Origin of the sequence: Vibrio chanodichtyis (assembly GCF_028863985.1) — a bacterium.
Taxonomy (GTDB): domain Bacteria; phylum Pseudomonadota; class Gammaproteobacteria; order Enterobacterales; family Vibrionaceae; genus Vibrio; species Vibrio chanodichtyis.
This window is the reverse complement of record NZ_JARBFT010000007.1, coordinates 26,626-40,881: the sequence shown is the minus strand read 5'-3', so window position 1 is coordinate 40,881 and position 14,256 is coordinate 26,626. Positions and strand designations below refer to the sequence as shown.

Sequence of the window (14,256 nt, the reverse complement as noted above, 5' to 3'; positions counted from 1 at the left end):
TGAAGCTTTGGTTGGTTTTTAAATGGAAATTCACATTTTGCGGTATCTTTTTTGATGGAATAGTAACCTAAAGATAAACGCAAACGATTAAATTGCGCCGTTTGCTGTGTTGCTTAAATGTTATTTTTTAAGTTGTGGCGATTAGTTTGGCTGAGTTTTTGTGCAAACGGTCACAAAAGACAGACTTGTTTTACTCTAAGACATAGGTCAAACAGAAATACTCTGATTCTCAGAGGCTGAGATTTCGTTTGTATAACCAGTAAATGATGATTAATAACTAAACATTCTTGTGATTATTTCGCGTCTGTATTGTGCTTGTTTTGTTATTGGAATGGTTTTGTTTATGTTATGAGAGCGTGATTCTAAGGTGAAAAATAACATTTTAACGAAATTATGTTCATATTGATTTTTGTGGGTTGAGATTGCATTATCCGCTCGTCAAAAAACAGGCTGGGTGCTATTGAGGGCCTTTATTTGCTCAATGGCGCTACGAGTGCACGGCAAAAAGATAATATTAATAGCCTATCCGTGTAACAGAAACTTTTACTCATCGGAGTAAAAGCAGCCCATCACTCAAGACGAGGTTCCTGTGACAGACTTAATTAATTTAATGAATGACCTACTATGGGGCTCCATCCTGGTGTACCTATTAGTTGGGGTTGGTATCTATTTCACATTGAGATTGGGTTTTATCCAATTTCGTCATTTTACCCATACGTTTAGCGTGCTAAAAAACAGCCGTAAAGCCGATAATGCGGGTATTTCTTCTTTCCAAGCTTTATGCACCAGCTTAGCGGCTCGGGTTGGAACAGGGAATATGGCCGGGGTGGCCGTCGCTTTAACCGCCGGTGGCCCTGGGGCGATTTTCTGGATGTGGCTGATTGCCATGCTGGGGATGGCGACCTCTTTTGCTGAGAGCACGTTGGCACAGCTGTATAAAACCCGTGATAAAGATGGCAATTACCGCGGCGGCCCCGCTTACTATATGGAAAAAGGGCTGGGTATGCGTTGGATGGGCGTACTGTTCTCCATCTTCTTGATTATTGCGTTTGGTTTAGTGTTTAACGCGGTGCAAGCTAACTCGATTACGGGGGCGATGAAAACCGCATTTGGCCTTGAGCCTATCGCGGTGGGGCTAGCGCTGGTGCTACTCAGTGGCTTCGTGATTTTCGGTGGCATTCGCAAAATTGCCCGTACCGCAGAGCTGATCGTGCCTTTCATGGCATTTGCTTACTTGGCGATTGCTCTGTTTGTGGTCGTGATTAACTTCGATAAAGTGCCTGGTGCGATTAGCCTGATTTTCAAAAGTGCTTTCGGGTTACAAGAGGCGGCAGCCGGCGGCCTTGGCTATGCGATTGCACAAGCCATGATCAATGGTGTTAAGCGTGGTTTGTTCTCTAACGAAGCGGGTATGGGTTCGGCGCCTAATGCTGCGGCTTCCGCGACGCCTTATCCTCCACACCCGGCTTCACAGGGCTATGTGCAGATGTTGGGCGTATTTATCGATACGGTGGTGATCTGTACGGCAACCGTGGCGATTATTTTGGTCTCAGGTGAATATGTACCGCACGGTGAGTTGACTGGAATTGAGTTGACTCAGCGCGCATTAAGCTCACAAGTCGGTGAGTGGGGCAGCATTTTTATTGCCTTTGCGATTTTCTTTTTCGCTTTTACCTCGATCATTGCTAATTACTCGTACGCAGAAACTAACTTGGTTTTCCTAGAACATAACAACAAAAAAGGCTTAGTGCTGTTTCGTTTAGTGTTCTTAGGCATGGTGATGTTTGGATCGCTGGCCACTCTGCCGACCGTATGGGCGATGGCGGATGTGTCGATGGGGCTGATGGCAATTGTCAACTTAGTGGCGATTTTGCTGCTCTCTAGCATAGTGATTAAGCTGGCTAAAGATTACAACCGCCAATTAAATGCAGGTAAAGTGCCGACCTTCGATGCGAATGATTATCCAGAATTGAAGTCTCAACTTGAAGATGGGATTTGGGATAACCAAAAAGTATCGTAGAAAGAAAGCATTCTAGCTAGAGATCAACATCGAGATCTCCGATGTGAGCAATTGAAAAAGCCATGCAGACAGTGCATGGCTTTTTTTGTACTCTATTTTAGTCTGCTTATGCTTGCCGAAATGATCTGGCGAGACGCGCCGTCACCGCGACCTCCGGCCAAACATAAGTTCAATTGAACCATAGGAATTATTATGCTGATTGTTGTTTCTCCGGCGAAAACCCTCGATTATGCCTCACCGGTTGCTAGCTCAACGTTTACCCAGCCTGAGCTTGTTTCCCATGCTGCCGCTTTAGTTGAGATTTGTCGCACTTTATCACCAAGTGAGATTGCCGCTCTGATGAGCGTGAGCGATAAAATCGCCGGACTCAATGTGGCACGATTTGCTGAGTGGAGTGAAACCTTTAGCTTGGACAATGCGCGTCAGGCGATTTTTGCTTTCAAGGGCGATGTGTATACCGGGTTAGACGCGCAAACCTTATCGGCCAGCGATTTGGATTATGCTCAGCAACACCTGCGCATGCTTTCTGGTTTATATGGCGTACTGCGTCCATTTGACTTGATGCAGCCCTACCGGCTAGAGATGGGCACCAAATTGGCCAATTCACGGGGCACCAATTTATATCATTATTGGGGCGATATTATTACTGAGCAGCTCAATCAGGCGCTGCACGCGCAAGGGGATCGGTTATTAGTCAACTTGGCATCGAATGAATATTTCAAAGCGGTTAATCCACAGCGTTTAAACGCTCAAATTGTCACGCCGATTTTCAAAGATGCCAAGCAGGGGCAATATAAGATTATCAGTTTCTTTGCTAAAAAAGCGCGCGGCATGATGGCACGCTACATCATTGAACATCGAATTGATTCGATTGAGGGGTTACAGGCTTTTAACAGCGCAGGCTATTATTTTGTTGCCGAAGAGTCGACACCGACTGAGTTAGTCTTTAAACGTGAAGAGGGTTAATTCAACGGTGTGGCCGTTATTTGATACTCATTGCCATTTTGATTTTGCCCCCTTCGTCAGCGCACCAGAAAGGGCGCTGCAACGTGCGGCTCAGCAAGGGGTTAAACATCTGCTGGTGCCTGCGATTGGGCCGCAAAATTGGCACCAGGTAGCCGAGCTTGCCCAGCGTTTTCCATCCAGCATTTCTTACGCTTTAGGTTTTCATCCGCTCTATTTAAATCGAGATTCGGTTACCCATTTAGCTGAATTAGAAACCGCGCTGAGCCATGCAGATGCCGCTTGTGTGGCGCTAGGCGAGTGTGGTTTGGATGACGCGATAGAGGTGGATGCTCAGTTGCAACAGCAGATGTTGAGTGCCCAACTAGCTATTGCTGCCCAAGCCAAGTTACCAGTGATTTTACACAGTCGGCGTACGCATAACCGATTGTTGCAGTTATTGAAACAGCAGCGTTTTCAGCAGGGCGGTGTGCTACATGCCTTTACTGGCAGCTTGCAACAAGCGCAGCAGTTTATTGATTTAGGCTTTAAAATCGGGGTGGGTGGGGTTATCACTTATCCGCGAGCCAATAAAACGCGCCAAGCGATCGCCGCTTTACCCACCGAGCACTTAGTGTTGGAGACCGATGCGCCAGATATGCCGCTCAATGGCTGGCAAGGAGAGGCGAATCACCCCGCTCAATTACGTTTAGTCTTAGCCACATTGGCGAAGTTAAAAGGAGTTGCTGAGGAATCGATTGCGCCAATTCTGTGGCAAACCAGTCAAAATCTGTTTGGTTTGTGTAAATAAAATCTCAAAAACATGTGGTTATTTTGCGTAACCTTAACAAAAAGCATGATGGCTATCACAGAAATTAGTGAATGCGTGATGAATCTTATCCAAAACTGTGAGTCTGGCATTACTTTCTCCCTGTGCCCATGAGTATAATTGCCTCCGCTTAATCGCTCCATTTTGTCACACGCCAACATTAAACTAATAAGGAAGTCATAAACCATGAGCCTGTTTATGAGCCTAATCGGCATGGCAGTTCTGCTGGGAATCGCAGTACTTCTGTCAAGTAACCGTAAAGCTATCAATTTAAGAACCGTGGGTGGCGCTTTCGCTATCCAATTTTCACTGGGTGCATTCATTTTGTATGTTCCTTGGGGCCAAGAGCTACTACGTGGCTTCTCGGATGCCGTCTCTAACGTCATTAACTACGGTAACGATGGTACTTCGTTCCTGTTTGGCGGACTGGTATCAGGCAAGATGTTTGAAGTGTTTGGCGGCGGCGGCTTTATTTTCGCATTCCGCGTATTGCCAACGCTGATCTTCTTCTCTGCGCTGATCTCTGTTTTGTACTACTTGGGTGTGATGCAGTGGGTTATTCGCATTCTGGGTGGTGGTTTGCAAAAAGCCCTCGGCACTTCACGCGCAGAATCAATGTCTGCAGCAGCGAACATTTTCGTTGGTCAAACCGAAGCACCATTAGTGGTGCGTCCATTTGTACCAAAAATGACTCAGTCTGAGCTGTTTGCCGTGATGTGTGGTGGTTTGGCTTCTATCGCTGGTGGTGTACTGGCGGGCTACGCTTCTATGGGCGTTAAGATTGAATACTTGGTTGCGGCGTCATTCATGGCGGCTCCAGGTGGTTTGCTGTTTGCAAAACTGATCATGCCAGAAACTGAAAAGCCACTCGAAAACGAAGATGTGGTAATGGATGGCGGTGATAACAAACCAGCTAACGTTATCGATGCTGCGGCAGGCGGTGCTTCTGCTGGTCTGCAACTGGCGCTGAACGTGGGTGCGATGCTGATTGCCTTCATTGGTCTGATTGCTCTGATCAACGGTATGCTAGGTGGCGTGGGTGGCTGGTTCGGCATGCCTGAGCTGCGATTAGAAATGCTGTTAGGTTGGGTGTTTGCGCCACTAGCGTTCCTGATCGGTGTGCCTTGGAATGAAGCAACCGTAGCGGGTGAGTTTATCGGTCTGAAAACCGTGGCTAACGAATTTGTTGCTTACTCGCAATTTGCTCCTTATTTGACTGATGCTGCACCAGCGGTGCTGTCAGAGAAAACCAAAGCGATCATTTCGTTTGCTCTGTGTGGTTTTGCTAACCTGTCTTCTATCGCAATCCTATTGGGTGGTCTGGGTAGCCTGGCGCCTAAGCGTCGTGGTGATATCGCACGCATGGGTGTTAAAGCGGTTATTGCTGGTACGCTGTCTAACCTGATGGCGGCGACTATCGCTGGTTTCTTCCTCTCTTTCTAATCATTAGAGATAGAGTTTAGAGCAACAATGCGATAGACACGTTTAAAAACACCCCGTAGCAAGTGATTGCTGCGGGGTGTTTTATTTGTGGGCTAGCTCGATGGTGATCTCACCTATCACTGGTGAGTTTTCGAACTTAGACCATTATTCAACAATGGGTTAGCGTAAAATATTGGCCCATTTTTTTTGAGATGCAAACCGTTTGCTCCTCGCGTATCACTACCGTCTAGCCGCAAACCTCTATACTGTAGTGATCGCGATACAACCGGTGACCCAAACGGGTACTGTGCGGTGACAAGGATTGCAATTGGTGCTTGAGCACCAAGTCTTCAAGGAACCAAGTCCGTTTATTTGTGGCTGTTTAGCGAACCAAGAATCGACTAAGCAGTAAAATAGATGACTATATTGATCGGAGATAGAGAGAAATGAGCGAATTGAAAGTAGCAGCTCTACGTGCACTTAAACTGATGGATCTGACGACCCTGAATGACGATGATACCGATGCCAAAGTGATCCAACTTTGTCGTGACGCGAAAAGTCCAGTCGGCAATACCGCCGCCATCTGTATTTATCCTCGCTTCATTCCGATTGCTAAGAAGACACTGCGTGAACAAGGCACGCCTGAGGTCCGTATCGCGACAGTGACTAATTTTCCACACGGTAATGATGATATTGAGATTGCAGTCGCTGAAACCAAAGCAGCGGTGGCTTACGGCGCTGATGAGGTGGATGTGGTATTCCCTTACCGTGCGCTTATGGCTGGCAATCCACAAGTGGGTTTTGAGCTGGTGAAACAGTGCAAAGCGGCTTGTGGTGAGCGGGTGCTGCTGAAAGTGATCATCGAAACCGGTGAGCTGCAACAAGCAGCGCTGATCAAACAAGCATCGCAAATTTGTATTGAAGCGGGTGCGGATTTTATCAAAACCTCAACCGGTAAAGTCCCTGTCAATGCGACACCAGAATATGCTCGCCTGATGCTGGAAGTGATCCGCGATATGGGCGTTGCGAAAACGGTAGGTTTTAAGCCGGCTGGTGGGGTACGCACTGCACAAGATGCCCAACAATATCTGGCGATGGCCGATGAGATTCTCGGTAGCGATTGGGCCGATAGCCGTCATTACCGGTTTGGTGCTTCCAGCCTACTTACCAACCTTCTGAATACATTAGAAGTCACAGACCAAAAGGCCGATCCTGCCGCTTACTAATATTCACTGTGTCTGATGGCAGCGCGAGTCTTCGCGCTGCTTTACCTCTTTACACTACGCAGTTTCATTTGGAACTGGGAGGCGACTATGTATTCATCGCAAACAAAATATTTACCTCAAGAAATCATCCGCAGAAAACGTGATGGTGAAATCCTCACTAATGAGGAGATCCAATTTTTCATTCAAGGTGTCGCCAATAATACCGTTTCGGAAGGGCAAATTGCGGCCTTTGCGATGGCGATTTTCTTCCGTGAAATGACCATGCCAGAGCGGATTGCACTGACCTGTGCGATGCGCGATTCCGGGATGGTGATCGACTGGCGGCCGATGCACTTTGATGGCCCTGTCGTCGATAAACACTCAACCGGTGGTGTAGGGGATGTGACCTCATTGATGCTTGGCCCAATGGTGGCAGCCTGTGGTGGCTATGTACCGATGATTTCTGGGCGTGGTTTGGGTCATACCGGCGGCACGCTGGATAAATTGGAAGCGATCCCCGGTTATAACATCACGCCAAGTAATGAGCTATTTGGCCACGTCACTAAACAAGCTGGAGTGGCGATCATCGGTCAAACCGGTGATTTGGCGCCTGCGGACAAACGAGTATATGCCACACGTGATATTACCGCCACGGTCGATAACATCTCGCTGATCACCGCTTCAATTCTTGCGAAGAAATTGGCTGCTGGGCTCGATTCATTAGTCATGGATGTCAAAGTGGGCTCTGGCGCGTTTATGCCTACTTATGCTGCCTCTGAAGAGTTAGCCAAATCGATTGTCGCGGTCGCCAATGGTGCTGGTACCCACACCACCGCGATTTTAACCGATATGAACCAAGTGCTGGCTTCTTCTGCGGGTAACGCCGTTGAAGTGCGTGAAGCGGTACGTTTCCTGACGGGCGAATACCGTAACCCTCGCTTGCTGGACGTTACCATGGCGTCGTGTGCGGAAATGCTGGTACTTGGCAAATTAGCCAAAGACACCACACAAGCGCGTGACAAGCTGCAAGCTGTGCTGGATAACGGTCAAGCGGCCGAGCGCTTTGGCAAAATGGTGGCAGGCCTTGGTGGCCCAAGCGATTTTGTCGAGAACTACGATAACTACCTCGCCAAAGCTGAGATTGTGCGTCCGGTATACGCGCAGCAGTCCGGTATTATTTCTGCGATGGATACTCGTGCGATTGGTATGGCAGTGGTCGCTATGGGCGGCGGTCGCTGGGTCGCGAGTGATCAGATTGATTACGCGGTCGGTTTTGACCAATTTATCCGTCTGGGTGAAATCGCTGACCCTCATAAACCTTTAGCCATCATCCATGCACGCGATGAACAGCAGTGGCAACAAGCGGCTAATGCGTTACATAGTGCGATCAAAGTGGGCGGTGATTATGTGCCAACACCGGATGTTTACCGTCAAATTCGTGCGCAAGACGTGTAACCACGGGGAGAAGTGAACAATGAAAAGAGCTTTTATTTTAGTATTAGATTCCTTTGGGATTGGCGCGACAGCAGATGCAAGCGCATTTGGTGATGTGGGGGCTGATACCCTAGGCCATATTGCCGATCACTGTGCGCAAGGACTGGCCGATAACGCCCAGCGTACCGGTGCCTTACAGCTGCCAAACTTGTCTAAACTCGGTTTAGCTATGGCGCATAAAGAATCGACAGGACGTTTTGCCGCAGGGCTGGATCAGCGTGCTGATATCATGGGTGCTTATGCTCATGCGGCGGAACTCTCTTCCGGCAAAGATACCCCATCCGGTCACTGGGAAATTGCTGGTGTGCCTGTATTGTTTGAATGGGGCTACTTTAGCGATAAGCAAAATAGCTTTCCAAAAGAGCTAACCGATCGCATTTTAGCCCGGGCAGGACTGGATGGCTTTTTAGGCAACTGCCACGCCTCAGGGACACAAGTGCTGGATGAGTTGGGCGAACAGCACATGCGCACTGGTCAGCCGATTTTCTACACCTCAGCCGATTCAGTATTCCAAATCGCCTGTCATGAAGAGACGTTCGGTTTATCGCGTCTGCTTGAGCTATGCCAAATCGCCCGTGAAGAGCTGGCGGATTATAATATTGGTCGTGTGATTGCGCGTCCATTTATTGGGACGGGTAAGGGGCAATTTACCCGCACTGGCAATCGACGCGATCTGTCGCTTGAACCACCTGCGGCGACGGTGCTGCAAAAGCTGGTCGAAGAGAAGCAAGGCCGCGTGGTGTCGATTGGTAAAATTGCCGATATCTACGCGAACTGCGGCATCACCGATAAAGTGAAAGCGACGGGTATTCCTGCCCTGTTTGATGCGACCTTGGAGCAGATCACACAAGCGGGTGATAACACTATCGTGTTCACCAACTTCGTTGACTTCGATTCTGCTTATGGTCACCGCCGTGACGTGGGGGGTTATGCTGCGGCATTGGAGTATTTTGATCAGCGTCTGCCGCAAGTGTTGGCGCTAATGCAGGAGCAGGACATTTTGATCCTCACCGCCGATCATGGCTGCGACCCAACATGGCCGGGAACCGACCATACTCGTGAACATATTCCGGTATTGGTGTATGGCAAGCAAGTTGCGCCGGGTTCGTTAGGCCGCCGTGACACCTTTGCTGACATTGGGCAAACGCTCGCCAGCTACTTTGGCATTTCGCCAATGGATTACGGTAAAAAACTTTTCTAACACGCATATTCAAGGGCTAAATTTAGCCGTTGGGTTTTGTTAATGATGGCTGATAGCCAACAAACCAAAGGAACGAAAACATGGCAACTCCACATATTAATGCGCAAATGGGCGATTTCGCTGACGTAGTATTGATGCCGGGTGATCCACTGCGCGCCAAATACATTGCAGAAAAATTCCTTGATGATGTGGTTCAAGTGTGTGACGTGCGTAATATGTTCGGTTACACCGGTACTTATCAAGGACGTAAGATCTCTGTGATGGGACACGGGATGGGTATCCCATCATGCTCAATCTATGTGACTGAATTGATCAAAGACTTTGGCGTGAAGAAGATCATTCGCGTCGGCAGTTGTGGTGCGGTGAATGAAGGGATCAAACTACGTGATGTGGTGATCGGCATGGGCGCGTGTACTGACTCTAAAGTAAACCGCATTCGCTTTAAAGATCATGATTTTGCTGCGATTGCTGACTACAAGATGGTTAAGGCCGCGGAAGAAGCCGCCAAAGCCCGTGGGATTGAGGTTAAAGTCGGTAATCTATTCTCGGCTGAATTATTCTATACGCCTGATCCATCGATGTTTGATGTGATGGATAAATACGGCATCGTCGGCGTAGAAATGGAAGCTGCGGGGATTTACGGTGTGGCGGCAGAATATGGCGCGAAAGCTCTGACTATCTGCACCGTGTCTGATCACATTAAAACCGGTGAGCAAACCACTTCTCAAGAGCGTCAAAATACCTTTAATGAAATGATTGAAATCGCGCTGGATTCAGTGTTGATTGGCGATCAAGCGGGTTATTAATCACTGCTCTGATTTAGCCTGAACTATAAAAAACCTCAGTGCCAACTGAGGTTTTTTTATTTATGATCACGCTTGCTTGGCAGTGATCATTTGCAGAGGGTACTAACGTCGCGTGTTACTCATCCAATGAGGGTTCTGTTTGCTGGAGCAATAGATTTTCACCGGTTGGATTTTTGGCTTTACGGCGCAGCAGTAAGGTGAGCAAAACTCCGCTGACAAAACTCATCAATAGCATCCAATACATATTGTGATCACTTTTACGATAGTGATGGTCAGAAATCGCCGTCACTTTACCAGTTTCAAAACTGATCCGCACAAAACCAATCACACTACCATCATGGATCACCGGCTCGACCAGCTGTTGGCGACCAATGCTCGCCGTATGCAGTGGGGTATCTAAACCGAGCACCTCACGCACACTTAACGCGGCATCACTGGCGGCAAATAACACACCTTCTGAGTCATAAATTGAGGCATCAAACACTAGTCGTTCGGTAGCTAATTGGTTAGTAAGTGCTAATAGACGCTCTTGATCTTGATCGACAATCATGCTGCTGGCCGAAAGAGCCGCTTGTGTGATCAACACTTTAGTCAGGGTTTCCAGTTGGTTGGCTTGAATGCGCTCATTACCTTTACTGATCACCACACTATTTTGAATCGTGATCACAAACATCACTGCAATTGCGAGCATTGTGGTAATACGCGCCACCAGGCGAAATGAAAAAAGTGAACCATCCATGCGGAAACACACCTGCAAAAAAACAACTGCGCTCAGTTTGAGACTTGCGTTTTTAAATTGCAATAGGGTAACGTCTGGCTGTACCGAATAAGGAAAGTCGACATGGATGCTTTAACAATGTTACCCATAAAAAAACACCCTTCGCTGCTCAAGCGTTTCCCTGCCACGCGTGGGGTCAATCCGTTAGCGAAACATCGCGCCAGTTGGATTGTCTATGGCCATTACCTCACTCCCGCTCAGTTTGCCGATATGGATTTTTTTACCGAGCGTTCTGACGCCATTTTAGCCTTGTGGCAAGTGGGTGGTTATCAGGTGGCTTTAATGGCTGGAGAGCTGACGTCTGAGCATGAAACCATTTTGCAAGCTCTGGAGTTGGATTATGCGCGGATCCAAGATGTCCCAGATTTGAGCAAACCCGGTTTGATGGTATTGGATATGGATTCGACCGCGATCCAAATTGAATGCATTGATGAAATTGCCAAACTTGCGGGGGTGGGCGAAGAAGTGGCGCAAGTGACCGAACGCGCGATGCAAGGTGAGCTCGATTTTGAGCAAAGTTTGCGTTTGCGGGTGAGTAAACTTAAAGGTGCGCCAGAAGAGATTTTAAGCCAAGTGCGCGCAACGCTGCCTTTGATGCCAGAGTTGCCAGAGCTGGTGGCTACGCTGCATGCGCTAGGCTGGAAAGTAGCGATTGCTTCAGGGGGATTCACCTATTTTTCTGATCATCTAAAAGCGGAGTTGTCACTCGATTATGCCAAGTCCAATCAACTGGAAATTATCGATGGTAAACTGACAGGTCAAGTGTTGGGTGAGGTGGTGGGGGCGCAAACTAAAGCGGATATTCTGCGCGCTCTGGCGCTGCAATACGATATCGAAATGCATAATACGGTTGCGGTTGGCGATGGTGCTAACGATTTGCTGATGATGGCTGCGGCAGGACTGGGGGTGGCATTTCATGCCAAACCGAAAGTTGAAGCACAAGCGCAAACCGCAGTGCGTTTTGCCGGATTAGGCGGTGTGCTGTGCATTCTTTCTGCGGCGTTAATTGGCCAGCAAAAGCTGAGTTGGCAAGCCAAACCAAAAACGCAGGTGTAACCCAATTCCGGCCTTGATATAGAACCCCGTCAAGCGGTTGATTGCGATCGCTTGGCGGGTTTTGTTATTCCATGCTTGATAGAAGTGGTGAGCGTTAGCTAGCAGGTTAGCTCAAGGCGGATCAGCACTTCCTCGGTAATATCGACAATTTCGCCATAGCCGACTTGTGCCAACATCTCTTTTTCGAGCTGTTTAGCATGCGCTAGGCTAATCGTGGCCAGTTCGTTCAAATCGCTGCGCAGCAAATTGGTGATGGGGGCAAAAACCGGAACGCCACTGATCCTGAGTACATAGAGTTCTCCCATTGTCTGCCCTTGGCGAATGAAGCGGATCCGCTCGCCGGTATCATTAAAATCAGTGAGTAAGCGTGATTCGATGGATTGAATTTGGGTCCCATACTTCACTATGCTCAAGTAAATTTCGCGGTATTGAGGCTCTGCACCTTCAATCCGTTTCATCGGGGTTGCGAGTAGTGAATTAGTGTGGCCTTTAAAAATCGGCTGCAAGGTAATTCGCTGCTCACTGCCTAATTGAGCGAGTAGGCTGAGATAAGCCGGTAATGGGTAATTAACCCCAATCACTTTCGGCTTGAGGTTGCTAGCCACTTTTTCGACAAAAAATGGGCTGCTTACCATCTTATCCAGCAGGATGTTATGCAGGCTTTCGAGTAGTGGATTGCTAGGCAGTATTTCCTCTTTTTTCAATAGTTTGTCTTGGTTGCATTCAATGATGCTATTGAAAAAAGCGATGGTTTTTATCGTTTGAACACTCTCTTCAATCACTAACTGTAAGCTACGCCCTGTCGGATCGATGCGCACCACTTGGTAAGGGGTATTGCCCAGTGGCAGCGTTTTGTCATACAGCTTGAGCTCAAGATAGTCGACCCAAACTTGATCATTGGCTTTGACCGCTAAGGGGGCCTCTAATTGCAGGCTTAAGCCCCGTTTGGATAGATCGACGGTCGCTCCTGTGACACTGTGTGTGCCGTTACTCACTTGTACTGGGGTTCGAAAGCGATAACGCGGCTCTTTACGCCGCGAACGAGCGTCAAAGTAGATGCCCATCGGATTGCCCATCACTTGGCGAGGATGGCGAAAATCATTCAGCGCACCAGTGGCCAGATTCGGTTTGTCGGCCAGCAGATAATCATGGCCAGTCTCACTATTACCAATTTCTTGCAACACGCCACAGTGGGTCAAGGCGCTAGAGTGATCGGCAAGTTCACTCGAATGTTGTGCTAAGGCTTGTCTTTCTTGAGCGGATAACTCAAATACAAATAAGCGAAACGCTCGCCAACTGTCGCGCTTGGCTCCGATATGCCAAAACAGCTTACGTTGTTCTTGGCTGGCCTCAGGCATCAGCATCGAAAAAAACAGCGTTTTATGTTGATGCTCATGTTTAAATGCATAGAGCACGTTATTGCTGCCACGCACGCCTGGAGCGGCTAAGTACGCCATACGTTCTGGTTTGAATAACGAGCCGAGTGCCTGTTGATTCCGTTCGTCATGCCAATATTGCCAAATCGGCCGATTATTTTCGGTCAGTAGTGCCAGTTTGAGCTCGTTGTGACTAAAAAACAGCGGCAAGTTACTGGTGTGTTTGAGGTACATATGCTCATAACCGCGAGTGCGTGCGCGGATGATTTTATCTTGATTGTCATGGCGTGCTTTTTGAGTATTGGTTTGAATCGCCTCCTCAATCACTTGTTCAATCACATCGCTATTATTGAGTTTTAGTACGCGCAAAAATTTAACCGCATCACTGTCATGGGCTTCATCAATACCGAGAATGCGATATTCAAGACCTTGCTGCAGTCCAGTCACCATCGAGGCGCTATGCAGTTCAGCAAAGTAGATTTGAATAATTTCGCCAAGCTTGTAGTCAAAGGCGGCAGGGACTTTTAATTTGGCTCCGGAAGGCGAGAGATCGACACTTAAGCCATGGATCAACTGTTCGTTTGGTAATCGAATCTCAATTTGGGTAGCGATCTTTAAGCGATTTTCTTGACGCTTGAGGTCGTAGCCGAGTTTGAGTGGTTCAACCTCAAAGCTGGTATCTTTCGGCTGGTCATTTTTCGGTGCCAATTTGCCTTGCTGCTTCATGACTCGAAAATTATTGCGCGTGTTATTAACCGCTTCCCATACTCCCTCTGTATAGCCGCCAAATTTCTTCATATTTTTATGGTAGGCGTTGAACGCGACATCATCGAGCCAATGCTGGCGATTATCGAACGCATACTCCCGACACTCACCTTGCACCTTGCCGCGTAAATCAATGCTTTTGCTGCAAGGAGCCATTAGGCGGTTCAGCTCCATTTTCACCAATAACTTGGTGGATGGCGGTTGTCCATCGGTCATATGAGTTAAAAGCTTATCGAGTTCACCAGAATGGTAAACCGAGATAAGCCTTTCCGCGAGAGAGAGAATTTCGATTTGCTGCATACTTTTCTGTTAAAGTGTCTTCTATTGTGATGCATCGGCGGTCAGTGACATTTCTTTAGCGA

Annotated in this window: 11 protein-coding genes; 9 read left to right on the top strand and 2 right to left on the bottom strand. The window is 48.1% G+C overall.

Going from position 1 to position 14,256, the window contains the following annotated elements; all coding sequences use genetic code 11:
• Positions 1-589: 589 nt before the first annotated feature.
• The 8 genes from PUN32_RS08940 (at position 590) to deoD (ending at position 9,919) form a co-directional block, all read left to right on the top strand.
• Positions 590-2,020: an alanine/glycine:cation symporter family protein gene (locus tag PUN32_RS08940; RefSeq protein WP_274722783.1), complete on the top strand. Its 1,431-nt coding sequence runs from the start codon at positions 590-592 to the stop codon at positions 2,018-2,020.
• A 192-nt stretch (positions 2,021-2,212) separates the two neighbouring features.
• Positions 2,213-2,986: a peroxide stress protein YaaA gene (gene yaaA / locus PUN32_RS08935; protein WP_274722782.1), complete on the top strand. Its 774-nt coding sequence runs from the start codon at positions 2,213-2,215 to the stop codon at positions 2,984-2,986.
• A 7-nt stretch (positions 2,987-2,993) separates the two neighbouring features.
• Complete coding sequence (locus PUN32_RS08930; RefSeq protein ID WP_274722781.1) at positions 2,994-3,773, top strand: TatD family hydrolase; 780 nt, start codon at positions 2,994-2,996, stop codon at positions 3,771-3,773.
• A 204-nt stretch (positions 3,774-3,977) separates the two neighbouring features.
• Positions 3,978-5,234 carry a NupC/NupG family nucleoside CNT transporter gene (locus PUN32_RS08925; RefSeq protein ID WP_274722780.1) on the top strand — a complete coding sequence of 419 codons (1,257 nt, stop codon included), beginning with the start codon at positions 3,978-3,980 and terminating at the stop codon, positions 5,232-5,234.
• Between the two features lie 425 nt (positions 5,235-5,659).
• On the top strand, positions 5,660-6,439 hold the full coding sequence (gene deoC / locus PUN32_RS08920; RefSeq protein ID WP_274722779.1) for a deoxyribose-phosphate aldolase: 780 nt from the start codon (positions 5,660-5,662) through the stop codon (positions 6,437-6,439).
• 87 nt (positions 6,440-6,526) lie between these two features.
• Positions 6,527-7,873: a thymidine phosphorylase gene (gene deoA / locus PUN32_RS08915; RefSeq protein WP_274722778.1), complete on the top strand. Its 1,347-nt coding sequence runs from the start codon at positions 6,527-6,529 to the stop codon at positions 7,871-7,873.
• 19 nt (positions 7,874-7,892) lie between these two features.
• Positions 7,893-9,113, top strand: coding sequence for a phosphopentomutase (locus tag PUN32_RS08910; RefSeq protein ID WP_274722777.1), 1,221 nt, complete (start codon positions 7,893-7,895; stop codon positions 9,111-9,113).
• 80 nt (positions 9,114-9,193) lie between these two features.
• Positions 9,194-9,919 (top strand): purine-nucleoside phosphorylase, encoded by a 726-nt coding sequence (gene deoD / locus PUN32_RS08905; RefSeq protein ID WP_166014436.1) that lies wholly within the window; start codon positions 9,194-9,196, stop codon positions 9,917-9,919.
• Between the two features lie 115 nt (positions 9,920-10,034).
• Here the strand turns inward: deoD and PUN32_RS08900 are convergent, their stop codons facing one another.
• Positions 10,035-10,658 (bottom strand): YtjB family periplasmic protein, encoded by a 624-nt coding sequence (locus PUN32_RS08900; protein WP_166014437.1) that lies wholly within the window; start codon positions 10,656-10,658, stop codon positions 10,035-10,037.
• Between the two features lie 102 nt (positions 10,659-10,760).
• Here PUN32_RS08900 and serB point away from each other — a divergent pair, with 102 nt between their 5' ends.
• Positions 10,761-11,753 (top strand): phosphoserine phosphatase, encoded by a 993-nt coding sequence (serB, locus tag PUN32_RS08895; protein ID WP_274722776.1) that lies wholly within the window; start codon positions 10,761-10,763, stop codon positions 11,751-11,753.
• Positions 11,754-11,851: 98 nt separating this feature from the next.
• Here serB and PUN32_RS08890 read toward each other — a convergent pair whose 3' ends face one another.
• Entirely contained in the window at positions 11,852-14,194 is a 2,343-nt protein-coding gene (locus PUN32_RS08890) for a PilZ domain-containing protein (RefSeq protein WP_274722775.1), read from the bottom strand.
• Between the last annotated feature and the right edge of the window lie 62 nt (positions 14,195-14,256).